The following is a 24,050-nucleotide window of genomic DNA, read 5'->3' as shown; positions in this document are numbered from 1 at the left end:
ATTGCCGGAATAAATTATTCAACGTGTCTGTATCGATCCTTTCTAAACTACCGGATGTAGGGACTACCATTTTTACTGTGATGAGTCAGCTGGCAGCGCAGTATAATGCGGTGAATCTCGGACAAGGATTTCCTGACTTCCCCATGAACCCAACACTGCATGAGCTGGTAGCCAAAGCCATGCGTGATGGCGCCAATCAATATGTGCATATGAATGGTTATCCGTTATTGCGTCAAAAACTGGTAGCAAAAGTGCAGCAACTGTATGCTACTGCTGTGGATGCAGAAACAGATATCACCATTACTCCCGGTGGCACTTATGCCATCTATACTGCATTGACAGCCGTTTTACAACCCGGTGATGAAGTGATTGTATTTGAACCGGCATACGATAGTTATATTCCGAATATTGAGATCAATGGGGCAGTTGCCGTTCGCATCGCTTTGAATTATCCAGATTATAGTATTCCTTGGGAGGAGGTCAAACAAAAGATCACGAGCAGAACAAGGATGATCATGATCAACTCACCGCATAATCCTACCGGCGCTGTTTTATCTGCTGCTGATATGCAAGCTTTAGCCAGTTTGGTAGAAGGAACGAATATCATTATTCTGAGTGATGAAGTGTATGAGCATTTGATCTTTGATGGACTCACACATCAAAGCATTCTTCGTTATCCTGAATTATTGAAACGCAGCTTTGTATGTTTTTCTTTTGGTAAAACCTATCACTGTACGGGATGGAAATTAGGTTATTGTATCAGTTCATCTGAATTGATGAAAGAGTTTCGAAAAGTGCATCAGTTCAATTGTTTTACTTGTGATACACCTAAACAAGTTGCACTGGCTACTTACTTGGATGATGCGCAGGCTTATCTGGAATTGGGTGCTCAGATACAGCTGAAAAGAGATTATTTCAGAAAACAAATGGAACAAACCCCTTTTCAATGTATTCCATCTCATGGAAGTTATTTTGAGTGTTACAGTTATGCAGCTATCAGTGATGAACCGGATATGGTCTTTGCCAAGCGACTAACAACTGAATATGGCGTAGCTACCATACCTGTTTCTGCATTCTATAAAGATGGGAAAGATGATAAAGTCATTCGTTTTTGTTTTGCTAAACAAGAAGCCACTTTGGATAAAGCGATTGAAAAATTATTAAGGATCAAATAAAAAAGAAACCGCCTCAATTATGTTATTGAGACGGCTTCTTTTTTGTGAAATTGTATCCAACGAAAATCATCCGATGGCCTGATCAATATCAGCGATCAAATCATCGATATCTTCAATACCTACACTGAGTCTGATCAAACTATCACTCAATCCATTTTTAATTCTTTCTTCTCTTGGAATAGAAGCGTGTGTCATAGATGCCGGATGGTTGATGAGTGATTCAACACCACCCAAACTTTCTGCGAGTGCAAATACATGGGTTGATGATAATACACGTTTGGCATTCTCAACACTATCATCTTTTAAAGTGAAGCTCATCATACCACCAAAGCCACGCATTTGTTGACTGGCAACGGCATAACCGGGATGATCTGTAAAGCCACACCAATACACTTGTTGTACTTTTGGATGAGTGCGTAGAAAATTAGCCATCTTTTCTCCGTTCTCACAATGGCGCTGCATTCTAACATGCAAGGTTTTAATACCTCTCAACACCAAAAAACAATCCATCGGTCCGGGAACAGCACCGCAACTTTTTTGAATGAAGTATAATTTTTCACGCAGATCCGCATCATTCATTATTAAACATCCTTGAATCACATCACTATGTCCACCCAGGTATTTGGTAGCAGAATGCATCACGATATCTGCACCCAGGTCTAAAGGATTTTGTAAATAGGGGGAAGCAAAAGTGTTGTCAACACAAAGCAATGCCCCTGCTTTTTTTGAAATGGCTGCCACTGCAGCAATATCTGTGATATTCATCAGTGGATTGGTAGGTGTTTCAATCCAGATAAGTTTTGTGTTTGCTGAGATGGCTGCCGCTACATTTTCAGTATTGGTTGTATCTACATACTTGAACTGAATACCAAATTTCTCAAACACTTTGGTGAATAAGCGATAAGTACCACCATACATATCATTGGCTGCAATCACTTCATCGCCGGGCGATAAGAGTTTAATGACGGCATCGGTAGCTGCTACACCACTGCTAAATGCCAGTCCGTATTTTCCATTTTCGATTTGCGCGTATGCTTCTTCTAATGCTTTTCGGGTAGGATTCTGACTTCTGGCATATTCAAAACCTTTATTTACTCCGGGTGCTTCCTGCACATAAGTAGAAGTTTGATAAATAGGTGTCATAATCGCACCGGTAGATGGATCGGGTTCTGTACCGGCATGTATATATTTTGTAGCAAGTTTCATACAAGGGATGGTTTAATTCTTTTTAGTAGTTTTTACGGGTGCATCTTCGATAAAGGTCATGGGTAATATTGCTTTTAGATCATCCCATAAAATAATCATTTGGGCACCGTTGTTTTTGGTTTCTTCAAAATAAATGGTGAATGCTTCAACGGTTTCATTGTTTCTGGCGATATCAATCTCTGTTCTCAATAAGTCTTTTTTTGCGTCATAATTAAAATTACCCCAACAGAAATTGTCTTTATTCAAGATCATGGTCCATTTATCTTCTGTTGGTACACAATACAAAGTATATCTTCCCTTGGGTACCAATTTACCGTCGATACGTATATTCTTGAAAAACTCTACTTCTGAAGCTTCATTGGCACCTAGTCTCCATATTTCATTGTACTTGATGATACCTCCAAAAATATCGCGTCCGCTTTTTAAAGGTCTGCCATAAATAACACGTGCAATAGGAGCATCTTTTGCTTTACCACTGAGTTTAAGAATGGGGTAGTTAGCAGGCCAGTAGCTCATATCCATGGGCGACTTATCCAGATCTGTCGGTTTTTGTTGGGCGAACATGCAAAAGTTGACTAGTAATGAAATACTCAGCAATAGAAACTTCATGTGGTATTTATTTTTTGGCAAAGATAGCTGCATAAGCGTTTCACAAAGTGTTTGAAAAGGCAGTAGCCATTTTTTTAACATCAGGGAAAAATGTATGGTATGCTTCCTGTAGAATCGTGTAATGATCTTCAAATAACCGATAGGCAGCAGTACTATCTTCCAGATATGAGGCTCTTCGTACCACCCCCTCAAAACTTTTTTGGATCCCCCATTTGTGACGGTAATTGTATAACCAGTTCTGACTGCTCATATAAGGAAGCATTCTGGCAAACTTTTCCGGTAACAATGATTCATGTGCATGTAAAGTAGCATAAGTCTGTTCTGCAAATGCTTTCCATTCCTGATCGGATAACATATTTGTATCGATGGCTAAAAAGTGATCGTAAACTACATCTATAAAAGCACCTGCATAAGGACCCACAGCAGGTTTTAATAGTTGTTTTGCTGCTTGTGTGGCCTCGTGTGCATCAGTGAATGTATCGATCATTCTGTGCAGCCTGATGCCTTTTTGAATATCGGGTGTATAGTCAAACTGTTTTTTTCCCTTGACAAAATCGCTGATCATATTACCGATCAGCAATCCCGGTTTATTAAAAGATAAAAAAGCATGTGCGAGATAATTCATGCCTGTTTTTTTCTGAAAAAGCGGTAAGAAAATATAGCCGGAATGATGATCATGATGATTGTGATGATGATGGTGGTGATAAATGCACTAAAAAAAGGCAATAACCAGGCAATAATGGCAATGATCAATCCACCGGGAATCCAAAGTTGAGCAGCCAACCGATGTGTAGCGTTCCAATTGTCATCATCTTCTAATGTCCAGGGTAATCGTAAACCAATAAAATAATTGGGTTGTATCGTACGCATCTGATAGCCTATAAACGATAATAAAAGTCCAACAGCGAATAGAACAACTGTTGTAAGATTAAAACTAGCAGGATAGTTGACAGCACTATATGTAATGCTGATATTGATCACGGAAAGAAACAATACAATAACAATCGCTATAAGATGCAAGGTAGCAGCAGAGGTTTTGGCTGTTTTTTTCGGATCAATTTTATGTAGGTTGCTGATGAGTAAATAAGTGCTTAAGGCAACTACAGAGATAATACAGGTGTGTAGCCATAAGGAAGATTTTGATCCAAATCCATCAGCTACTCCTTCTGCATTGAAATGTACAGGTACGGTATCGGGTAAGCTTGCGTATTGTATACCCAGATACAGAAATGGCAATGCTAAAATAACCACTGCCAGAAGCGGGGATGTAAAAACTCGTCTCATGGTAAGGCTTTGCTTAAAGATACAACAGCTTTGTCATCTAAGTATTGGTTCACCACTTCTAAAAATTAACCACACCATAACGCCTTTATCTTTTTATTATGAAACTTTTTGAAATGCAATGTTGATAAGGGTTTCAGCTGTCTATTAACTCCTGTTAACATAGTCATTAACACCGCTCATAATACTGAAGTAATCTTCTGATCGCATTGGTCATAAAGAATGGATGTCGGGTATTGTAAGCACTAGTTTTGATTTGTCAACCGAAAGATATACATCATCATACTTAAACTTAAAAAACAGAAAACATGAAAAAGATTTTTTTAACCACTTTGATTGCTGCTATGATTGGCAGTCAAGTATTTGCTTCAGATGTAAGCAAAGTTAGTTACCGCGTATTGACTGCATTTCAAGTGCAATTTACTGATGCTACGGATGTTAACTGGACAGTTACTGAAGATTATAGCAAGGCAAAATTCACGATTGAAGGAGAGCAGGTAGAAGCTTTCTTCAATGCCTCAGGAGATATGATTGGCACTTCAAGAAAAACAGATCTGAAACGTTTACCATTGAACGCCATTCAAAAGATCAGAAAAAGTTATGGTAAATACAAAGTCACTGAAACGATTGAATTTGAATTCAATGGCGAAAGAAAATATTTTGTTTCCTTAGAAAATGACGCAGACCGTAAGATTCTGGAAGTTTCATTGTACGGCAATGTGACCATTTTTGAGAAGAGTAAATAAGTTGGTTTGGTTAATCGGAAGTCCTCCCGGTCAATAGGCTGGGGGGCTTTTTTATTTTAATTGCACTTTCCCGAACCGTTTAAAAAATTTACTTTTGCCCCTCAAAATCACCGAATATGACGAAAGGGCCTGTTTCTCAGTTTATTATGCATCATTACAGACATTTCAATGCCGCTGCATTGGTTGATGCAGCAAAAGGATATGAAACCCATTTGCTGGAAGGCGGAAAAATGCTGGTAAGCTTGGCAGGCGCCATGAGTACTGCTGAACTGGGGATTAGTCTGGCAGAAATGATTCGTCAAGATAAAGTGGCCATCATCAGTTGTACCGGTGCCAATTTGGAAGAAGATGTGATGAATCTGGTGGCACATAGTCATTATAAAAGAGTGCCTAATTACAGAGATCTTACTCCTCAAGATGAGTGGGATTTATTAGAGAACCATTACAATCGTGTAACAGATACTTGTATTCCTGAGGAAGAAGCATTCAGAAGATTACAAAAGCACTTATTGAAACAATGGCAAGATGCTGAAGCAAAAGGTGAGCGTTATTTTCCACATGAATTTTTATACAAAACAGTATTGAGTGGTGATCTGAAACAATACTATGAAATTGATCCTAAGAACAGCTGGATTGTAGCTGCTGCTGAAAAAAATCTGCCGATCGTGGTGCCGGGTTGGGAAGACAGTACTACCGGTAACATCTTTGCCAGCTATGTAATCAAAAACGAATTAAAAGCGAGCACAGTAAAAAGTGGTATCGAATACATGGTATGGTTGGCCGATTGGTATCGTCAGAACAGTGGTGGTAAAGGTGTTGGATTCTTCCAGATCGGTGGTGGTATTGCAGGTGATTTCCCGATTTGCGTAGTGCCAATGATGTACCAAGATCTGGAATGGCATGATGTTCCTTTCTGGAGTTATTTCTGTCAGATCAGTGATTCCACTACTTCTTATGGTTCTTATTCCGGTGCGGTACCGAATGAAAAGATTACCTGGGGTAAATTAGATATCCATACGCCTAAATATATTGTAGAGAGTGATGCTACGATTGTAGCGCCTTTGATCTTTGCGTATTTGTTAGGGTGGTAAGATAATTCAGGATTACCATTATTGTTAAGAGGTAATCTGGTGTAGTTTTTTAACTCACTGAGGTAAAGTGTTGCTTATAACTTATATTTTTTGTTAGAAGAGGTATTTCGGAATAAAATCATTTGCTCCTATTTAACCGTCTAGTGGACAATTTTTTCCAAATTGTATGAGCAATTTTAATTTCTTTTTCACTCATACCATAATGATCTTTTAATATTGATTGATTTGTCATTTTGACTATATCATCAATGGAAGCTTTTTTTCTAATTAGGGTATCAATTTTTTTAAGCAGATAGCTATTAGCCTTATGATAAGGGAGAAGGATTTTCTCGGCTTCATTGGGCATCAATTCTAGTACCCCGCCTCCATGGCTACGACCACAAACTTCTGCAAATGCTAATGAAAGCGAGTTATAATAACTTGCGGTAAATGCATTGAGTTCGGTTCCTGGCTTCAGAAATACTCTATGCATTGTATCAGTTGTATATGCCTTAGCTTGATTTATGATCAATCGTGGATATAAATTATTTCGCCTTATAAAAAGGGCGTCAGAAATTTTTAGAGAAGGCACTACAAACCAATCATCACGAATACTTGTTTTGTAGCCTTTGTTAATACCAATTGATTCTCCATGAGAAATATACCTTACAGCCCCATTTTTTTTATTTAATAGTTTGCTTTCTGGGAATACTAAGAGATGAGCCTTTGCTTTTGAAAATTTATTTTTTTCCCAGTCTTTCTCAGTAAATATTATGCTATTTACTTGGACGCTTCTCCCAACCATCGGCTTAGCATAATTGTGCAAATCATATTCCTCAACAGTTGTTAGCGGCACAGTAAAAAAATCATTTGAACCTGTAGTTATTCCGACTTCAACATTTGCAAATTTTCCAAGTGTAGGAATATTTCGCTTAATAGAGATATTCTCAAGAAAATCAATTTCTTCTTGATCTAAAAAATAGAATGTCCATTTATTACTTTTAAAATCAATTCTCTTACGAGGGCTTTTCAGTCTTGCAACATCCAAAAACGCTAGTTCACTTGCATCATGTAATTCAATATGCTCAATGTTATGGTTCTTGCTATTGTTCTTTTCACATAACAATAAAACTACTTCTTGTTGAATATCAGGGAATACTAATTTTTCAAAAGAAATAATGTTTATTTTATTATAAAAACTCGAAATGAAATGCCTGAGTTGCTGGGCGAAAGAAACTTGAAGAATTTCGGCAGGTAAAACAAAGCCTATTTTACCTCCATTTTCTTTAAGTAGAAGTGATGATCCAACTACAAATGAAACCCAAGCATTAGTTAGCTTAGAATATGTTAAACCAGCTTTGATGAAAATATCTGCTGCAGCTATTTGCTGAAACTTATCAAAAAATTGATAACGTATATATGGAGGGTTACCTACTATTAAGTCAAATCTTTCTAAAGTATTATTGCAGAATTTATGAAAATCTGTATTTATTAATTGTTTATTTTTTAGCTTTATTTTATCAGCTTTTTGGGCTTCTTGCCTGTCGAGCTCAATCGCTGTAACTGATTTATATTTTAATTTATGTTTTTGAAGTTGTTCTAAAAAAACACCATCACCACAACTTGGCTCAAGAATATCATAGTTTTTACTTCCATTAATGCCCCATTTTAATATAAACTCCGCAATAGGCTCTGGAGTATAAAATCCACCTCTCAATTTTTCTGCTGATGCTTGCGTTATTAGCTTCATACTCTTGACTTCTTTTTATTTTTTAGATAGTTCACTTTCCCTTCCGCAGCTTTAAATATTTTATTTGATAAATCTAAGTCTTCTAAAACTTGATAAGCAATTTCGTCACTTAAGAAAGCGATAATCAGATCTTTGGTGCTAACATCGAAATATTCAGCAAATTTTGATATTAATTGTTTAGTTGGCTTGCGATTATTTTTCTCAACCTTACTAAGCATAGAGATGTCAATTGCTAATGCATCTGCTACTTCTCGTAAAGTAAGTTGTCTTTCTTCTCTAAGCTTTCTGACAGTTTCACCAAAGGTTTTTTCAAATATCATTTTGGACTACTTCAGTCCAAAAATAAGTAGTGGGCACCTATTAAAAAATCTTTTTTATAATGAATTATTAACAGTTGTGAAGATGAAAACTAGTTAACTGATAATAAGTACATATTCGCCATTATTGGGGAAACTTCTGTACAGTTTTGCACTTCTTCCAATAAGTTTTTTCTTTGCTATAATAGGTTTTGCGTCACCCCAGCTAATTGAAGTCATTGAATTCTTTTGAAAATAAGACTGGGTATCGGTTTTGGGATTATGTGTTAGTGTTAATGCGAAAGTTCCATAGTCTTTTCCCAAGACCTCCAATCTAAATAAACCAGCAGCTTTTTCTAAATGTGAAGAGCCTTTTCGTGTATCGAAAACCCATTTTAATGAAGCAAAAACTACATCACGAAAGTAGTGTCTTTGGTCAATAGCATCAGTTCTTCCTTTCTTAAAAAGCATTGATCCTGTGGGATTCGTGTTAGGTCCTTTAGGAATATTCAAATCCCTTTCAGTTAGTGGACCGCTTTCCCATAAAAGAGTTAGTCCTTTGAGTATGGAAGGGGGTACTGATTTTTTAATAATATCTTTTTTTATACTCCGAAAATCTCTTGGGATTTTAGCACTTGTTCTTTTTGGAAAAATCTTAGAAAGTATAGCTTTTGTATCAACCGTATCCGAGTCTTCTCTTTTGTCTTGAAGTTCCTTTCTTTCTGTTTCTGTGGGTACGATTTTAGCATTAACTAAATCAGTAATTAATTCATTTGTTAAAGGTTTTAAATTAGGGTCACTATAATCAAAAAGACCAGTGAAATACTGTTTCAATCTTTCTAAAGTTTTTTTGTCACTAACTTTTTGATTCGAAATACTTAGTAGAATTGAGGCTTCGAGATTAGTGAAAAGGCCATTAACAGTAAGATTCGAAGAGCCAATTATTAATTCTGATTTTTTTTGGCCTTCAAATAAATAAATTTTCGGGTGAAAAATTGGTGATGGTGGTGGGACAAAAAATACATAAGAATTGATATTAAGTTTAAGTAATGCTCTTAAGGCCTCTTCCGATGTACCTTTTTGGTCTACGCCAGTAATAATTGTTACGTTTTTCAGATGTTTCCCATTTTCCAAGTGTTTTTGAATACCAGTAACACCTGCGAAACTTGTAAAAGCGGTAATCGCATAAAAGCTATGAAAATTTTTATCCTTTAAAAATTTCATTAAATAATTTCCAACAGAATTCTCGGATTCTTTTTCAAATCCTTGTCCTAGTATTGTGATTTTCATAACTCGACTATTTTTTCAAATAAAATACAAATTACTTAAAACCTTCAAGTATTAAATTTATAAAATAATAAAGTATAATTTCTAGTAATCGTGTAAAACAAAAAAGCTCCGAATTTAATTCGGAGCTTTTTTGTTTTAGCGTGGAGGCATATTCAGTGGAATATCTCTTTTCAGCATCGTATCTTTTTGTGCAATGACCCAGGCCGTATGGTAAATGAGTCGAACTCTTTTTTCCATCAGATCAAAATTGATTTTATCAACCGTATCGGTAGGTCTGTGGTAATCGCGGTGTGTACCATTGAAATAGAAAATAATGGGAACGCCTTTTGCAGCAAAATTGTAATGATCGCTTCTGTAATAAAAACGATTGGTATCATTTGGATCATTGAATCTTCTGTCCAATTCCATCTTAAAGTATTTCTGATTTACTTCATTGGTAATAGGTGTTAAGTCGCTACTCAGTTTATCATCACCAATTACATATACATAGTTCATAGAATCACCTTTATACGTAGGATCAATTCTTCCCACCATATCAATGTTCAGATCAACAGTGGTTTTGTCCAATGGATAAATCGGATGTTCTGAATAATAACGAGAACCCAATAATCCTTTTTCTTCACCGGATACATTCATGAATACAATGGTTCTTCTAGGACCTTCTCCTTTCTTTTTGGCGTTGACAAATGCTTCAGCAATTTCAAGTACACTCACTGTTCCAGAGCCATCATCATCTGCACCATAATAGATCTGTCCGTTTATAATACCTTCATGATCGTAGTGGCTGGTAATGAAAACATATTCATCTGCTTTATCGGTACCGGGTAATACTGCTATTACATTGGCACTTTGTAGCTCATTGATTTTTTTATCTGCTTTGATTGATAACTCAGAACGATAAACACCTTTATTCAATTCAGATATTTGCTGCATGCTCAGTTTAGCTGTACGGCCCAATAAAGCTGATGCAATCTCTTCTGAAATAGTGATGGATGTAAAAGTTACATCGATAGTAGGTTTGCTGATAGACAAACCGCCTTTTAACTGACTTGGGTTTGTTCTAGGGAAGTTTTTAGATACAACTAAAACACCGCTTGCACCCTTTGATCTGGCTATAGTCATTTTTGCAAACGAAGAACCCGGACCTCTAGGATTTGTAACAGTGGCATTTCCTGGTAAACCTTCTAATATCAGTACCAATTTACCTTTCACATCAAGATTTGCATAATCATTTCTGCTGGAATCACTAAGGCCATATCCAGCAAATACTACTTCATTGATCATGGATTTACCATTGGGTACCATCGCTACAGATAATGAATAGTCTTTGTCTAACTGAAATGAACGGCCATTTACAGACAATCCAGTCTCTGTTAACTCAGATTGGAATAATGTAAATGGTTGTAGGTAACTATTACCATTACCCGGTTTTAGTCCTAGTTTTTTATACTGACTTTCCAGATAAGCAGCTGCTTTTCTTTCACCTTCACTGGCAGCTTCGCGACCCTCCATTTCAGGTCCGGCTACAATAGTGAGGTGTTTTTTAAGGTCAACAGCTGTAATGGTGCTGGCATAAGTGGCAGGATCTCCTTTCTGCGCCATACCTGTGGCTGCAGATAGCAGTAATGCTGATAAAAGAATGATTCTCATAAATTGATTTTAAATGAAAGAGCCATCACAACATATGGTGGTGGCGCCGTAAGGTAAGTAATAATTTTTTTTATGAAATTGGATTATCTGGGTTTTTAAATCCGGTTAAGTGCGTAGCGGGAAATTTTCTTTACAACATTATGAACAGGCAATTTTGTTGACTCTTGTAGCATGACGTCCACCTTCAAAAGCAGTGGTCATGAATATTTCAATCATTTGTTGCGCAAGTGGTAAAGCAACAAATCTGGCAGGTATACAGATGAGGTTAGCATCATTGTGTAAACGAATCAATGAAGCCACATCATTTTGCCAGCTTAATCCGGCGCGAATACCTTGATGTTTGTTGGCAGTAATCGCTACACCGTTGGCACTGCCACAAAACAGAATACCAAACGCTGCTTCGCCATTCTCTACACTGGCAGCAGTTGGATGGGCGAAATCGGGGTAGTCTACCGAATCAAGAGAAGGTGCTCCAAAATCTTTTACGGTATATCCTTTATCCGTCAGCCATTTTTTGATGGCTTCTTTATACTCAAAACCGGCATGGTCTGAACCAATGGCAATCGGTTTTGAAGCATCAAACACGTAGTTCATGACTAAAAATTAAGCAGTGAAATTAAAGTATTGATCCAACGAAAAACTAAAAAATGTATAAGCGGAACAATGACCAGGCATCATACGCTTAACTCCACTCTTCTTGCTCTCTTCTTTCCTGCTCCTTCGATACACGAGCAGAAATGATGATACTCACTTCATATAAGAAAAATAGTGGAAGGAATACGATGAGCTGACTCATCCAATCCGGACTTGGCGTAATGATGGCAGCAACTACTAATATAATTACGGCTGCATACTTGCGCATGCGTCTAAGATAAGATGGGGTGACTAGTCCGATTTTTGTCAATAAAAATGCCAACACCGGTAGTTCAAATGCAATACCACAACCTAGGATGAGGTTGGTAAGATTGTCCAGATAATCTGTTAATGTGGGTCTGGTGACGAGTAGTCCTTGTGTACCTAACTGAAAACTGCCGAGAAAGTTAAACGTAAATGGACCTAGTAAGAAATATCCGAAAGCTGCGCCACAAAAGAAGAAAAAAGATACCCAGAAAATAATGAAGCGGGTATTCTTCAGTTCTTTCTCTTTCAATGCGGGTTTAATGAATTTCCAGAACTCCCAGAAGATATAAGGAAAAGCAATAATAATACCTCCAATCAGTGCCATGGAAATACTACTGAGGAATTGTCCGGCAAAAGTGGTGGATTGCATATCCACTTTTACCGGTGGCATACACAGTGCATCGCCCATATGTGCCCAATGACTAAAATCACATAGCGCCTTATAGCTGATGAAATTAGGGTTGATAGGACCTGTGATGATATTATCAAAAACCCAATCGCGATAAATAAAGATCACGATCGCCATTACCAAAATAGCAATAATGGAGCGAACGATATGCTGTCTCAGTTCTTCGAGATGGTCAATAAAACTCATCTCTGCTTTTTCCTGTCCTCTGTTTCTGTTGAATAAAGCCATGTATCCGCGCTGCTTTTGAGTTGCCAAAGTTACGGGTAACAGGAACACGAAAAACGTCGATTTTATAGGCTATTCAATGATATGGATGTATAATACCGTCTAGTTGATGAGCGAGATCCTGCTCATCCAGGTAGTATATCCGTTCACTGGCGATGCCCGATACGGTAGAAGAATGAGCAGCAGCCTTATTTCTCAAGTACCAAACAGGCTTGTTTTTGGCGGCAGCATAACCCGCTTCCAGACCTACCCCTATGGCTTTGACGGATACTTCTGCGATCAGTATGTCGGAACGATCGATTTCTATCATGGCGGTTTGCATCATTTCCACTTCTTCATTTGAGCTGAAATGATAATGGTCTACAAAAACAAATAAGTCAATGGAATATTTGTTGAGACAGTTGTGAAGGGTTTGAATCACCGATTCAAGATGTGGTCGATGATCAAGACTAACAGCGAGATAGGCTCTTCGCGTGTTAGCGTAATATTTTCAGCTTAACTGTATCAATACGTGTTTCGCTCACATTCAGGATATCAAAACGATAATCGTCAATAATGATGGTCTCTTTTTGTTTGGGAATGGATTCGTGCTTATTAATGATATATCCACTGAGCGTTTCGGATTCATTTTCAGGAAACTCGAGCTCATATTTTTCTTTGAGATAATCCAGTTCCAGTCTTCCGCTCAAAATGAACTCATCATCAGCCAATTGCTTCTCTACAAACTCTTCTACATCATATTCATCATGTATTTCTCCAAAAATCTCTTCCAACAGATCTTCCATGGTTACAATACCTGCAGTGCCACCAAACTCATCTACAACCCATGCAATGCTTTTTCTTTCCTTGGTGAATTTATTGATCAGGTCAGCAGCACTCATGCTTTCCGGAACAGCCAGAATAGGATGAATGATGTCTTGGATACTGTGTGGTTTTTTAAAGAGGTCTATCTGGTGAACGTAACCAAGAATATTGTCGATATTCTCATCAAAAACAATGAGTTTACTCAATTTAGATTGAACAAAACGATGTTGTAATTCTCGCACAGAAATACGTTGGTCTACTCCCTCAATTTCTGTACGTGGAACCAGACATTGTCTGATTTTAATGGTAGGCAGGCTCAGGGCGTTTTCAAAAAGCTCTGTATTTAATTCCTGGTTGTCTTCGTCTTGTTCTTTGGTTTGTTGGAAGAAATGTTCCAGGTCTACTTTGGAAAAAGCTTCTGTTTTATCATTCACACGAACATTCAAAATGTATTTCAAGATCCATTGTGAGAGGTTCACGAATAAATTGGTCAAAGGCTCAAAGAGTGTGTGAAAGAACTTTGCGAGTGGGGCAAAGAAAATCAGTAAGCTATCATTCTTGGCACGGAAAATAGCTTTTGGAATGAATTCACCAAAAACCATCACAACCAAAGCGGAGATGATGGTATCAATAAATAATTTTAAGAACTCATTTTGAACATTGAGGGGATTCCAGGCAATACTTTTCAGGAATTCGTCAAACAGCAAGCCATATACTACCAGTACGGTATTCAATCCGATTAAACAGGTACCGATGAATTTTGCAGGATTGTCAACAAAATCTGATAAGATGATACCGCTGCGTTTACCTTGTTTCTTTTTGAGTTCAATACTCAATCGGTTGGCACTCACAAAAGCGATCTCATATCCGGCAAAAAAGCCGATGAAAATCAGCGACAGCAGAATCCATATAATCGTATACAGCTCGGTCATGGTTACTTATTCACTATGCAAGATAAGAAAAAGTGAAAGGTGAAAGGTGAAAAGTGAAAGGGGTTAATATTTTCACCATTCACCATTCACTTTTCACCTTCACAAGAGTGCCCCGTAGAAACGGGGCACGCACCGATCGTGAACAAATGAGAAAAATCGGCTGTGTGAAATTTATATGCACATGAAGAAACTCGAAAGAAAGAATGAGCAGTATGGCGCTGCTCATTCGGGTATATGGAAACTGAAATATTATTTAAAATCAACCGTACAATTCTGGCATTTTATCTGCACTTTCAAACCGGAACCGCTTCCGATATTGGCAGTGAATTTCGAAGGGGTACTATTCACACCACGATACATGGGGTGTCCTTGTGCGATGGTTGGTGACAGTGTTCCTGAAAAAGTTCCTTCGGATATTGTTCCGGTTGTAGCTACCATTTCCGGCATAGGTACAGTTCTAGCTTCTATTGTTCCCGTTGGGGTACTAGCTTTACCAGATTGTGCCGGTATGTTGATAGCAGTCATACCATTGACAGAGCTAATTTTAGCAGTACCTGAAGTATTGATCATCGATTGTATCAGACTTGCATATTCTTTTTTCTCTTCTTCAGTAGGTTCAACCGCTTTTCTTTCAAAATCGCCATACACAGTAGAATAGCTACCTAAAAAGTCTACCGCATAGTTTTTCATATCACGTAGTGGAATACGAATATCTGCATAGCGGTTATTGATTTTGATGAGTTTTACATTCGCACCTACATTTCTGATCTTCACATCTGCATTGCTGCCATCCATTTCAATGGAGCCGGTGAGTCTGGTGATGCGCAGGTTGCCATAATTTTTTCGACCTCTGATATCGGTAACATCTTCTACTTCAAACTCGTCATTCGTACTCACCATTTTGATCGTTTTCGCAGTAGCCATTTCAATGGTGGAATACTTGCTTTCTATATCAAGATCATCAATATTATTAGCAGTGAATCTGCCATTTGCAAACTCAATTTCTGCATCTTTGATATCACGCAGATTGGCATTGGAGTATTTAGAACGAAGACGAAGTTTATTTAAGTTCTCTGCTTCAACACTACCATTGGTAATATCCAATAATACTTCCCCAATATTTGCCGGTAATTGTAATTCGGAAAATTTAGTTTCAATATCCAACTTACTTCCGACAGGAACGTAGATGGTGAGTATTCTTTTGTTATCGGTACCGGATCTGCTCATTGTTCCCGATTTATTAATGGTGGTTGGGTATCCTACTACAACATTTTGACCACCGGTTGCATAAGTGTATGTTCCGAAACTATTTGCTCCTGATTTAATCTTTACAGAAGAACCCAATGCTTTTAAACTGATGCCCATTCTCTCAAACCATTCAGCATCTGTGAGTGTACTTTCTTTCTCGAAATAAGCAGTGGTTACCACTTTTACTTTTTGTTGATCCCAGGTTTTTACCTGAATAGATCTGGAATTATTTTCAATATAGATCTCACCACTTTTAGGCATATTGATCTCTTGGCTGACTTCTTTAGACTTAAGATCTTCTTGATTGATGTTGCGGGTCTCAAAACCATAGCCATAGGCTGTCGCTACATTATCAACACTTATTACATTGGTATTTGATGATCGATTAATATTTTGTGCAGCAGGAGAACTTGCTGTCTGACCAAAAGTTCCGCTGATGGATAGTGTTACAATTCCCGACAGCAGTACACATTGTTGAGCAATACGTTTCATATTATTGATGGTTTTAAATATTGATGAAATAAGTTTTCACACTATCAACAGGTGCACGATTTTGTTTGATGCGGTTGTTGATCTTGTTCATTTCAAGTTGTAATTGTTTGAGTGTATTGAGTTTGATTTGATAGATATTCATAAGTTGATTCAATAATTGATCAGACAGTCCTCTTTTGACGATCTCTGCTTTGATACTTTTTTCGTCTTTTTCCAATTGGTTGATCTGAATTTTAAAATCTGTAAAATAGTCGCTTGATTCTCCAAACATTGGAGTGGTACTTACTTTATCACGCTGTAAATTGATAACCTGTTTGAAGCTGCTTTCAATATTGTTCATGATCATCAGATCCTGTCTTTTAGCTGCTGCTGTATTTGTGGATTCTTTTTTCTTGGCTTCTTTTTTTACAGATGCGGACAGTTCCTTTGTAGTAATGATGGATTCGGTCTCCGGTATTGTTTCAACAGGTTGTTCAACGGGTGTGATTGTTTTAGTAGCGGCGGTAAGATTGGATGATTCAGGTATTGTTGTATCATTCACAATACTCCATACGCCGATTCCTGCCAGTACGAATATACAAGCTGCTGCCACCCATCTTGTCATCAGTACAACCACCCTTGTTTTTTTCACGGGTTCTTGTCTTTCTATGCGTTCCCAGATGGCAGGCGATGGCTCTTCCACATCTAATGCAGAACGATTTTCTTGCAGGTATTTTTTAAAATTATCCATGTAGCTGCATTTGTTTAGTGATTCTTTCTTTTAATAGTTGTCGGGCCCTGTGGTACTGACTCTTACTGGTGGATTCAGAAATTCCCAAATGGGTGGCGATCTCTTTATGACTATAGTCTTCCAGTACATACAAATTGAAAACCTGTCTACAACCATCCGGTAAACTTTTGATCTCCTGATGTACCATATTGAGATCAACTGTTTTCCACCATTCGGGTTCTTCATTGCTTAGGGTTTGTTCCCATTGTTCATCCCATTCAGACCAGTACACATTTTTCTTGCAAAAACGAATACATTCATTCACCACAATTCTTTTCAGCCACCCGCCAAATTGAACAGGATCCTTTAACTGTCTCAGGTTTTTGAATGCGATCATGAAAGCTTCCTGTAAGAGGTCTTCAGCATCATTCTGATTGCCGGTCATGCGAATACAGATGTTGTACATGGCTTTACAGTACTGACGATATAGCCATGCCTGCGATGCTGCATCTCCCGTGCAGGCTTTTCTCACAACAGCCGTTTGTATGGTAGATTCCTGTTCCAAGTATAATTCCGCTTATAGGAGTTGAAAAGGAGATAATGGTTGGAAAGAAGGTAGAACTTTTTTTAGTGCTTGCATAAAAAAGCGGAATGAAAGACCTTCATTCCGCTTCTAATATATTGTTTTTCAAAACCTTATGCCAAGTCTAGGATAGGCTTGTTTTGTAAGATCTGTTCTATTTTCTCCATGATTTCCGGGGTCAATAATGGCAATACTTGTAAAGCTTTCAGGTTTTCTTCCAATTGCTGTTTTTTGGTAGCACCCAGAATAGCAGTGGTGACATTTGGATTTTTAATAGTCCAGGCAATGGCCAGTTCTGCCAAGCTTACGCCCATTTCCTGTGCCAGTAATGCCAGTTTCTTTACCTTCTCAATTTTGGCTTCCTGTACCCAGCGCTCTTTCAGCCAATCAAATCCCTGAATGGCCAGTCTGGAATCTTCTGGAATACCATTGAGGTATTTACCGGTCAAGAAACCGGCTGCCAATGGACTCCAAATGGTGGTACCCAATCCCACATTCCGGAATACGGGTAAATAATCTTGCTCAACCTTAAATCTTTCGAACATATTGTATTGCGGCTGTTCTACGGTTGGACCGATCAGTCCATATTGCTGTGCAACACGATGCGCTTCCATAATTTCTGCGGCACTCCACTGACTGGTGCCCCAGTATAAGATCTTTCCTTGTTGAATCAGGTTATGCATGGTCCATACCACTTCTTCAATGGGCACATGGGGATCGGGGCGGTGACAGAAAAACAGATCCAGATAATCCAGCTGCAGACGTTGCAAAGCTTCGTGACAGGCTTCCATCAAGTGTTTGCGGCTGAGTCCGGTTTGATTGGGTTTATTTTCTTTTCCTCTCCATCCGAAAAATGCTTTGGAAGAAACTGTGTAAGAAGTTCGGTCCCAATTTTTCTTTTTCAGAATTCTTCCCATCATTTTTTCACTTTCACCCAATGCGTAGGCTTCTGCATTATCGAAAAAATTAATGCCATTGTCATAAGCAATACCCATCAATTCATCGGCAATGCTGTCATCAATCTGTTTGTGAAAAGTTACCCAACTACCATAACTCAGTACACTTAGCTGTAAGCCACTTCGGCCCATTCTTCTGTATTCCATATTGTGTTTTTTAGTAATGCTGTATGCTCCCATGAGTCGGGAAGATGCAATTTACAAAAAAGGCTGTTCAGACATTTATGGTTTCGGGTATTCTTGCCTAAATTGTTGTTATGTCTAGTGTATCAATTGAACAACTGAATGCCATGCGGCATTATTTCACATCCGGCGTCACTCGTTCTTATACTTTTCGGAAACAGCAATTATTGGCATTGAAAAAAGCCATCATTGCACATGAGCAGGAAATTTATACTGCTTTGTATCGTGATCTTAAGAAGAGTCCGGAAGAATGTTGGGTTACCGAAAATGGTTTTGTTTTGAGTGAACTGGATCATACCATCAGTTGGCTGAGCGCCTGGATGGAACCGGAACGTAAATCAACGAATCTTTTGAATTTGCCGAGTAAGAGTAGCGTTGTTAAAGAACCTTTAGGAATAGTGCTCATCATGGGTCCATGGAATTATCCTTTTCAATTATTATTAACTCCATTGATTGGTGCCATTGCTGCAGGTAACTGTGTTGTATTAAAACCCAGTGAATTTGCGCCGACTACCGATGCTGTGATGCAAAAGATCATCGAGTCGATTTTCCCTAAAGAATATGTTTTGTATGTATCGGGTGATGGTGCTACTGTGATTCCGGCGATGATGCATCATTTCACTTTTGATCATGTTTTTTATACCGGAAGTACAGCAGTGGGTAAGATTATTTATAAAATGGCAGCAGAGCGATTGGTGCCCGTGACTTTAGAGTTGGGAGGGAAGAGTCCATGCGTTGTGACGGAAAAAGCTAACATCAAAGTAGCTGCCAATAGGATCGTTGTAACTAAGTTCTCGAATGCGGGACAAATGTGTATTGCGCCGGATTATGTGTTGGTGCATACATCTGTTAAGCAGCAATTGGTTACAGCCATGAAGAAAAAAATTGTACAGTTTTTTTCAGAACAGCCGATCAATAGTCATGAGTTTGGAAAGATCATCAATGAAAAACAATTCCATCGATTGATTGGCTATTTGAAAGATGGAACAGTAGTGCATGGTGGTGAGCATGATGTGCAACATTTATTCATTGCACCTACATTGATAGAGTCTGTATCGCTTGATAGTTCTATTATGAGCGATGAGATCTTTGGTCCTATCTTACCCATCATTAGTTACGACACTGAAGAAGAAGCTTTGTCTATCATCCAAAAAAATCCGAATCCACTCGCATTTTATGTATTCTCGAATCAACAGAAAGAAGCAGAACGGTGGTTAGATAAAGTTCCTTCCGGTGGGGCTTGTATCAATAATGCGAGCTGGCATGCCACCAATCATCATTTGCCTTTTGGTGGAAGGGGTTTCAGCGGAACAGGGCGTTATCATGGAAAGTATTCATTTGATACGTTTAGTCATGAAAAAGCAGTGCTGCAAACGCCTACTTGGTTTGATCCTTCCATGAAATATCCGCCATTCAAAGGGAAGCTGAAATTATTCAAGAAATTTATTTAGCATATCCATATCAATAAAATAATGCGTAAACTAATCATTGGACTGATTGTTATCATTGTACTACTTATTCTCATTAAAAAGAAAAATATGACCTGGAGAGAGTCTATTCTGAAAGCAGTATATCCTGTGATTATGTTGCCGGGAAAATTATTCGGCACACAGAAAGGCTCTTTGAACAAGCAACATAAAACAGCGACTATGAATTTTTATCAGCTTACAGTTACACTCAATAACGGACAAGCCATTTCCATGGAACAGTTCAAAGGAAAAAAATTATTGTTGGTAAATACAGCGAGTGCTTGTGGTTATACCGGACAATATGCCGAATTGGAAGAGTTGTACAAAAAATACAAAGATCAATTAGTGATCATTGGTTTTCCTGCGAATGATTTCAAACAACAGGAGCAAAAGAATGATGAAGAGATCGCTGAGTTTTGTAAAGTGAATTATGGAGTTACATTCTTGTTGGCGAAGAAAAGTTCAGTGATCAAAGGGGCTGAGCAACATCCGGTGTTTGCATGGTTAAGTGATGCCGGTAAAAATGGATGGAATGATCAGGAGCCTACTTGGAATTTCTGTAAATACCTGGTGAATGAAGAAGGTATTCTCGAAGCATTTTTCCCACAAACAGTATCGCCTTTGGATAAGTCAGTGGTTCAGCTACTAGTTAAGTAATCTGTGAATCTGTGGCTGAATTTTTAGCCACAGATTCACAGATGATTATAGAGGACAATTTTCGTGATAATTCACCAGCTCTATTTGCTGATGCTCCATCGCAAAGCCTTTATAGTTGATGGCAACTTCATCTAACACCGCTTCTACTTCTTCCATGGTTTTCAGCGTCACCAATCTGTTTCTGTAATCTTTGATACCCGGCAGACCTTTCAAATAATTAGCATAATGTCTGCGCATTTCATTGATACCAACAATGGGTCCTTTCCATTCAATGGATTTGCGTAAATGTTGTCTACACACCTGTACTCTTTCTTCCACTGAAGGCGGTGCCATTAATTCACCTGTTTGAATATAATGCTTGATCTCTCTGAAGATCCATGGATAGCCAATGGCTGCACGACCAATCATGACGCCATCTACACCATAACGATTTTTATATTCCACGGCTTTTTGTGGACTATCAATATCTCCATTACCAAAAATGGGAATTTTGATACGAGGATTATTCTTCACTTTGCCAATCAACGTCCAGTCAGCTTCACCTTTATACATTTGAGCCCTGGTTCTACCATGAATACTCAGTGCTTTGATACCTACATCTTGTAAACGCTCGGCAACTTCTTCGATGTTTTTGCTGGTCTCATCCCATCCCAATCTTGTTTTCACAGTTACCGGTAAGCGTGTGGCTTTTACAACGGCATCCGTCAATCTTACCATCAGGTCCAAGTCTTTCAATACACCTGCCCCTGCACCTTTGCCGGCTACTTTTTTAACCGGACAACCAAAATTGATATCCAGCAGGTCGGGGTTGGTAACATCTACAATTTTTGCAGCAAGTGCCAGACTCTCCTCATCGCCACCGAAAATTTGGATGCCTACAGGGCGTTCATATTCAAAAATGTCTAGTTTTCTTCGACTTTTGATGGCATCACGAATCAATCCTTCACTGCTGATGAATTCTGTATACATCAAATCGGCGCCATTTTCTTTACATACCACACGGAATGGCGGATCACTCACATCTTCCATGGGTGCAAGTAACAAGGGGAAATCGGGTAATTCTATTTGATCAATCTTAACCATGCGGCAACTTTCTGTCTGTTTGACTGTTTCTTTGCATAGCTGTTCTTTTCGAAAAGAAAAGGATTCGATGTATGGTAGAATATCCATGTGACCGGAAGTCGGTATTTCAATGGTTACCTGTACCTTAGTCGCTCAGCGCAAAGATCGGCTGCAAATTTACAAGCTTATTCTTCAACCACATGAATCAGAGGCAACAGATTAATTATCCGCTTCAGTTTTTAATGCTCCTTTTGCTCGTTGGGCTTTTTATGGTTTTTGGTTCACTCCTAGTTGCCGCCTTGGGTTCCAATATGTTAGGTGTTTCTTTGTTGCAGGTGCCTGATGCTTTGAATCGCCCTCAAAATGCCAATATTTCCCGTTTATTGAATACCCTGGCTACGCTCGTTGCTTTTTTAATACCCGCCATTGTATTTGCAAAAGTGCTGAGTAAACAACCTTTTTCATGGTTGGGGTTTAATAAAAGAATGAATGGCAAACAAATATTGATCGTTGTATTGATCACTTTTGCCGGCATGATACTCAGTGGGTCTTTGGGCATGCTCAATCAAAAAATTCCTTTATCAGAAAACTTGCTGAAACAGGCACAACAACTTGAAAATGCCTATAAAAATGCCATGATGAATATGGCGCACATGACAAGCCTTACTGATTATTTACTGGCGATGCTGGTAATGGCACTGGCTCCGGCTGTTTTTGAAGAGGTTTTATTTCGTGGTGCATTTCAGAAAGTATTTGTGGGCTGGACCAAAAATGCCTGGGCGGGTATCATCATTACCAGCATTCTGTTCAGTGCTATTCATTTCTCTTTCTTTGGATTCCTGCCAAGAATTGCATTGGGATTGATCTTGGGGTTGATTTTTTATTATACCAATAATTTGTGGTTGAGTATTCTGCTTCACTTTTTGAATAATGGTTTTGTGGTAACGCAACTCTATATTTTATCTGCCCAAGGAAAAGCCATTGATAAAGTAATGGATGAAACCATGCCCATTTGGTGGGGTAGTATTGCCCTGATTTTGCTGGTGGTATTATTCCGTTTATTACTGGCAGAAAGCAATCAGTTGAAGACCGAAACAGCTGTAACAAACCCAGAAATGAATACAGAAATATGAATCAGTGGCAAAAAGTATTCTCCACCCGTGTATATCCTGAAGCTGCCATCATCAAAGGAATGCTGGAAGAAAATCAGATACCCGTTCAGCTATTGAATAAACAAGACAGCAGCTACCCCATGTTTGGCGATATTCAACTCTTCGTACCCGGACAATACGCTATAACTGCGCAGGAATTGATTAATAAGGCGTTGTTGAATTAGTCCATGGTTAATAGTCCAAGGTCAATAGACATGTTTTTTAACCATTGACTATGGACTATGGACCATTGACTAAACACTAATTTCCTACCTTCACCCCATGGCATTTAATTTTCAAACTTTTCGGACGCGGGCAATTACGGCGATTGTTTTTGTGATCGTGATGTTGGGTGGATTGTTATGGAACCAGTGGAGTTTTTTGCTGCTCTTTGCGATGATTCATATTGGATGTTGGATCGAATACCGTTCGCTAATTGCTAAGATTGATAATCGATATCAACATATTTCTCCGATTCATTTCTATGGCGCTATTGCTGCCGGATTAGGTTTTATGTGTTGGATGACCGGGGATGCTTATGTCATCGGCGATTTTGTTTTAAGTGAAATCGGATTTCGTATTTTATTGATTGCTTTAACTGTATTGGTACTTGTTAAATTGATCAAAGGAAAAATGCCGGATTGGAAAATCATCGGTTATACGGTTGGTGGACTTCTATACATATCCATGTCTTGGGGTTTATTGATGAATTTGTATCATTATTTTGATGGTAATGTTTATGAAAAGGGATGGCTATTACCCATGTTGATCATTGCTACGATTTGGATCAATGATACCATGGCCTATCTCGTGGGTTCTTTTATAGGCAAAACACCTTTTTCTCCTATCTCTCCTAAAAAAACCTGGGAAGGTACAGTCGGCGGGGCTATTCTGGCAGTTGCTGTGGTAACTATTGCAGGTGTTTACTGGCTTGAGCTACCTTGGATTCAGTTATTGTTGATCACCATCACTTCTGCAGTCATGGGTACATTGGGTGACCTACTGGAAAGTAAACTCAAACGCATGGCAGGTGTGAAAGACAGCGGTAGTTTTATGCCGGGACATGGTGGTTTCTTAGATAGATTTGATTCCTTATTATTAGCTGTACCCTATGTATGGCTGGTTTTGTTTCTCTTTGGTTAAGAAGGCTTAGATATTTGCCTTAATCCGTTTACATTTGCAGTTCAACATCAACCT

24 protein-coding genes and 1 pseudogene are annotated in these 24,050 nt (G+C 38.5%); 8 read left to right on the top strand and 17 right to left on the bottom strand.

Annotation, left to right across the window (positions count from 1 at the left end; all coding sequences use genetic code 11):
* Positions 1–23: 23 nt before the first annotated feature.
* A complete protein-coding gene (locus ACTIEV_RS09070; RefSeq protein ID WP_322197264.1) occupies positions 24–1,175 on the top strand; it encodes a methionine aminotransferase in 1,152 nt (383 codons plus the stop codon).
* A 66-nt stretch (positions 1,176–1,241) separates the two neighbouring features.
* Here ACTIEV_RS09070 and ACTIEV_RS09065 read toward each other — a convergent pair whose 3' ends face one another.
* From ACTIEV_RS09065 to ACTIEV_RS09050, 4 genes are read right to left on the bottom strand one after another with little or no spacing between them, the layout of a single operon-like run.
* Positions 1,242–2,381, bottom strand: a complete 1,140-nt coding sequence (locus ACTIEV_RS09065) for a cystathionine gamma-synthase (RefSeq protein ID WP_322197263.1) — start codon at positions 2,379–2,381, stop codon at positions 1,242–1,244.
* Between the two features lie 12 nt (positions 2,382–2,393).
* Positions 2,394–2,990 carry a DUF2911 domain-containing protein gene (locus ACTIEV_RS09060; RefSeq protein ID WP_322197262.1) on the bottom strand — a complete coding sequence of 199 codons (597 nt, stop codon included), beginning with the start codon at positions 2,988–2,990 and terminating at the stop codon, positions 2,394–2,396.
* A gap of 40 nt (positions 2,991–3,030) precedes the next feature.
* Positions 3,031–3,615 (bottom strand): ACP phosphodiesterase, encoded by a 585-nt coding sequence (locus ACTIEV_RS09055; RefSeq protein ID WP_322197261.1) that lies wholly within the window; start codon positions 3,613–3,615, stop codon positions 3,031–3,033.
* Positions 3,612–4,274 carry an SdpI family protein gene (locus tag ACTIEV_RS09050; RefSeq protein WP_322197260.1) on the bottom strand — a complete coding sequence of 221 codons (663 nt, stop codon included), beginning with the start codon at positions 4,272–4,274 and terminating at the stop codon, positions 3,612–3,614. Before ACTIEV_RS09050 ends, ACTIEV_RS09055 begins: the two co-directional genes overlap by 4 nt.
* 305 nt (positions 4,275–4,579) lie before the next feature.
* On the opposite strand from ACTIEV_RS09050, the gene ACTIEV_RS09045 reads away from it, so the two are divergent.
* The gene (locus tag ACTIEV_RS09045; RefSeq protein WP_322197259.1) at positions 4,580–5,017 is read left to right on the top strand and encodes a hypothetical protein; all 438 of its coding nucleotides are present in this window, start codon (positions 4,580–4,582) and stop codon (positions 5,015–5,017) included.
* Positions 5,018–5,133: 116 nt separating this feature from the next.
* Positions 5,134–6,108, top strand: coding sequence for a deoxyhypusine synthase family protein (locus ACTIEV_RS09040; protein WP_250687144.1), 975 nt, complete (start codon positions 5,134–5,136; stop codon positions 6,106–6,108).
* A 118-nt stretch (positions 6,109–6,226) separates the two neighbouring features.
* Here the strand turns inward: ACTIEV_RS09040 and ACTIEV_RS09035 are convergent, their stop codons facing one another.
* From ACTIEV_RS09035 to ACTIEV_RS08980, 12 genes and pseudogenes are all read right to left on the bottom strand, one after another.
* On the bottom strand, positions 6,227–7,837 hold the full coding sequence (locus ACTIEV_RS09035) for a class I SAM-dependent methyltransferase (RefSeq protein WP_322197258.1): 1,611 nt from the start codon (positions 7,835–7,837) through the stop codon (positions 6,227–6,229).
* Positions 7,834–8,157 (bottom strand): helix-turn-helix domain-containing protein, encoded by a 324-nt coding sequence (locus tag ACTIEV_RS09030; protein WP_322197257.1) that lies wholly within the window; start codon positions 8,155–8,157, stop codon positions 7,834–7,836. Before ACTIEV_RS09030 ends, ACTIEV_RS09035 begins: the two co-directional genes overlap by 4 nt.
* Positions 8,158–8,250: 93 nt before the next feature.
* Positions 8,251–9,423, bottom strand: coding sequence for a phospholipase D family protein (locus tag ACTIEV_RS09025; RefSeq protein WP_322197256.1), 1,173 nt, complete (start codon positions 9,421–9,423; stop codon positions 8,251–8,253).
* A gap of 135 nt (positions 9,424–9,558) precedes the next feature.
* The gene (locus tag ACTIEV_RS09020) at positions 9,559–11,073 is read right to left on the bottom strand and encodes a M28 family peptidase (protein ID WP_322197255.1); all 1,515 of its coding nucleotides are present in this window, start codon (positions 11,071–11,073) and stop codon (positions 9,559–9,561) included.
* A gap of 138 nt (positions 11,074–11,211) precedes the next feature.
* Positions 11,212–11,667 carry a ribose 5-phosphate isomerase B gene (gene rpiB / locus ACTIEV_RS09015; RefSeq protein ID WP_322197254.1) on the bottom strand — a complete coding sequence of 152 codons (456 nt, stop codon included), beginning with the start codon at positions 11,665–11,667 and terminating at the stop codon, positions 11,212–11,214.
* Between the two features lie 88 nt (positions 11,668–11,755).
* Positions 11,756–12,610, bottom strand: a complete 855-nt coding sequence (gene tatC / locus ACTIEV_RS09010; protein WP_322197253.1) for a twin-arginine translocase subunit TatC — start codon at positions 12,608–12,610, stop codon at positions 11,756–11,758.
* A 73-nt stretch (positions 12,611–12,683) separates the two neighbouring features.
* Positions 12,684–13,058: pseudogene (locus ACTIEV_RS09005) on the bottom strand (nucleoside 2-deoxyribosyltransferase); the annotation flags it as partial.
* 25 nt (positions 13,059–13,083) lie between these two features.
* Entirely contained in the window at positions 13,084–14,343 is a 1,260-nt protein-coding gene (locus ACTIEV_RS09000) for a hemolysin family protein (protein WP_322197252.1), read from the bottom strand.
* Positions 14,344–14,592: 249 nt separating this feature from the next.
* On the bottom strand, positions 14,593–16,083 hold the full coding sequence (locus ACTIEV_RS08995; RefSeq protein ID WP_322197251.1) for a hypothetical protein: 1,491 nt from the start codon (positions 16,081–16,083) through the stop codon (positions 14,593–14,595).
* Positions 16,084–16,096: 13 nt separating this feature from the next.
* Positions 16,097–16,813, bottom strand: coding sequence for a hypothetical protein (locus ACTIEV_RS08990; protein ID WP_322197250.1), 717 nt, complete (start codon positions 16,811–16,813; stop codon positions 16,097–16,099).
* Entirely contained in the window at positions 16,806–17,357 is a 552-nt protein-coding gene (locus tag ACTIEV_RS08985) for an RNA polymerase sigma factor (protein ID WP_322197249.1), read from the bottom strand. The genes ACTIEV_RS08990 and ACTIEV_RS08985 overlap by 8 nt, the downstream gene beginning before the upstream one ends.
* 131 nt (positions 17,358–17,488) lie before the next feature.
* On the bottom strand, positions 17,489–18,478 hold the full coding sequence (locus ACTIEV_RS08980; RefSeq protein ID WP_322197248.1) for a potassium channel beta subunit family protein: 990 nt from the start codon (positions 18,476–18,478) through the stop codon (positions 17,489–17,491).
* 110 nt (positions 18,479–18,588) lie between these two features.
* On the opposite strand from ACTIEV_RS08980, the gene ACTIEV_RS08975 reads away from it, so the two are divergent.
* Both ACTIEV_RS08975 and ACTIEV_RS08970 read left to right on the top strand, forming a co-directional pair.
* Positions 18,589–19,965 (top strand): aldehyde dehydrogenase, encoded by a 1,377-nt coding sequence (locus tag ACTIEV_RS08975; protein ID WP_322197247.1) that lies wholly within the window; start codon positions 18,589–18,591, stop codon positions 19,963–19,965.
* A gap of 21 nt (positions 19,966–19,986) precedes the next feature.
* Positions 19,987–20,640, top strand: a complete 654-nt coding sequence (locus ACTIEV_RS08970) for a glutathione peroxidase (protein ID WP_322197246.1) — start codon at positions 19,987–19,989, stop codon at positions 20,638–20,640.
* A gap of 45 nt (positions 20,641–20,685) precedes the next feature.
* Here the strand turns inward: ACTIEV_RS08970 and dusB are convergent, their stop codons facing one another.
* Positions 20,686–21,723, bottom strand: a complete 1,038-nt coding sequence (gene dusB, locus ACTIEV_RS08965; protein WP_322197245.1) for a tRNA dihydrouridine synthase DusB — start codon at positions 21,721–21,723, stop codon at positions 20,686–20,688.
* 179 nt (positions 21,724–21,902) lie between these two features.
* Between dusB and ACTIEV_RS08960 the strand changes: the two genes are divergently transcribed.
* The 3 genes from ACTIEV_RS08960 (at position 21,903) to ACTIEV_RS08950 (ending at position 23,996) form a co-directional block, all read left to right on the top strand.
* A complete protein-coding gene (locus tag ACTIEV_RS08960) occupies positions 21,903–22,835 on the top strand; it encodes a CPBP family intramembrane glutamic endopeptidase (protein WP_322197244.1) in 933 nt (310 codons plus the stop codon).
* Positions 22,832–23,038 carry a putative signal transducing protein gene (locus ACTIEV_RS08955; protein ID WP_250687157.1) on the top strand — a complete coding sequence of 69 codons (207 nt, stop codon included), beginning with the start codon at positions 22,832–22,834 and terminating at the stop codon, positions 23,036–23,038. Before ACTIEV_RS08960 ends, ACTIEV_RS08955 begins: the two co-directional genes overlap by 4 nt.
* Before the next feature lie 97 nt (positions 23,039–23,135).
* Complete coding sequence (locus ACTIEV_RS08950) at positions 23,136–23,996, top strand: phosphatidate cytidylyltransferase (protein WP_439516371.1); 861 nt, start codon at positions 23,136–23,138, stop codon at positions 23,994–23,996.
* Positions 23,997–24,050 lie beyond the last annotated feature (54 nt).

The organism is Sediminibacterium sp. (assembly GCF_051861365.1).
Classification (GTDB): Bacteria; Bacteroidota; Bacteroidia; order Chitinophagales; family Chitinophagaceae; genus Sediminibacterium.
This window is presented reverse-complemented; position numbering and strand designations above follow the sequence as displayed.

What these genes read in the sequence shown, in the direction of transcription:
- ACTIEV_RS09065 (WP_322197263.1), bottom strand. Translation starts at nt 2,381, where the DNA reads ATGAAACTTGCTACAAAATATATACATGCCGGTACAGAACCCGATCCA.
- ACTIEV_RS09060 (WP_322197262.1), bottom strand. Translation starts at nt 2,990, where the DNA reads ATGAAGTTTCTATTGCTGAGTATTTCATTACTAGTCAACTTTTGCATG.
- ACTIEV_RS09055 (WP_322197261.1), bottom strand. Translation starts at nt 3,615, where the DNA reads ATGAATTATCTCGCACATGCTTTTTTATCTTTTAATAAACCGGGATTG.
- ACTIEV_RS09050 (WP_322197260.1), bottom strand. Translation starts at nt 4,274, where the DNA reads ATGAGACGAGTTTTTACATCCCCGCTTCTGGCAGTGGTTATTTTAGCA.
- ACTIEV_RS09045 (WP_322197259.1), top strand. Translation starts at nt 4,580, where the DNA reads ATGAAAAAGATTTTTTTAACCACTTTGATTGCTGCTATGATTGGCAGT.
- ACTIEV_RS09040 (WP_250687144.1), top strand. Translation starts at nt 5,134, where the DNA reads ATGACGAAAGGGCCTGTTTCTCAGTTTATTATGCATCATTACAGACAT.
- ACTIEV_RS09035 (WP_322197258.1), bottom strand. Translation starts at nt 7,837, where the DNA reads ATGAAGCTAATAACGCAAGCATCAGCAGAAAAATTGAGAGGTGGATTT.
- ACTIEV_RS09030 (WP_322197257.1), bottom strand. Translation starts at nt 8,157, where the DNA reads ATGATATTTGAAAAAACCTTTGGTGAAACTGTCAGAAAGCTTAGAGAA.
- ACTIEV_RS09025 (WP_322197256.1), bottom strand. Translation starts at nt 9,423, where the DNA reads ATGAAAATCACAATACTAGGACAAGGATTTGAAAAAGAATCCGAGAAT.
- ACTIEV_RS09020 (WP_322197255.1), bottom strand. Translation starts at nt 11,073, where the DNA reads ATGAGAATCATTCTTTTATCAGCATTACTGCTATCTGCAGCCACAGGT.
- rpiB (WP_322197254.1), bottom strand. Translation starts at nt 11,667, where the DNA reads ATGAACTACGTGTTTGATGCTTCAAAACCGATTGCCATTGGTTCAGAC.
- tatC (WP_322197253.1), bottom strand. Translation starts at nt 12,610, where the DNA reads ATGGCTTTATTCAACAGAAACAGAGGACAGGAAAAAGCAGAGATGAGT.
- ACTIEV_RS09000 (WP_322197252.1), bottom strand. Translation starts at nt 14,343, where the DNA reads ATGACCGAGCTGTATACGATTATATGGATTCTGCTGTCGCTGATTTTC.
- ACTIEV_RS08995 (WP_322197251.1), bottom strand. Translation starts at nt 16,083, where the DNA reads ATGAAACGTATTGCTCAACAATGTGTACTGCTGTCGGGAATTGTAACA.
- ACTIEV_RS08990 (WP_322197250.1), bottom strand. Translation starts at nt 16,813, where the DNA reads ATGGATAATTTTAAAAAATACCTGCAAGAAAATCGTTCTGCATTAGAT.
- ACTIEV_RS08980 (WP_322197248.1), bottom strand. Translation starts at nt 18,478, where the DNA reads ATGGAATACAGAAGAATGGGCCGAAGTGGCTTACAGCTAAGTGTACTG.
- ACTIEV_RS08975 (WP_322197247.1), top strand. Translation starts at nt 18,589, where the DNA reads ATGTCTAGTGTATCAATTGAACAACTGAATGCCATGCGGCATTATTTC.
- ACTIEV_RS08970 (WP_322197246.1), top strand. Translation starts at nt 19,987, where the DNA reads ATGCGTAAACTAATCATTGGACTGATTGTTATCATTGTACTACTTATT.
- dusB (WP_322197245.1), bottom strand. Translation starts at nt 21,723, where the DNA reads ATGGTTAAGATTGATCAAATAGAATTACCCGATTTCCCCTTGTTACTT.
- ACTIEV_RS08960 (WP_322197244.1), top strand. Translation starts at nt 21,903, where the DNA reads ATGAATCAGAGGCAACAGATTAATTATCCGCTTCAGTTTTTAATGCTC.
- ACTIEV_RS08955 (WP_250687157.1), top strand. Translation starts at nt 22,832, where the DNA reads ATGAATCAGTGGCAAAAAGTATTCTCCACCCGTGTATATCCTGAAGCT.
- ACTIEV_RS08950 (WP_439516371.1), top strand. Translation starts at nt 23,136, where the DNA reads ATGGCATTTAATTTTCAAACTTTTCGGACGCGGGCAATTACGGCGATT.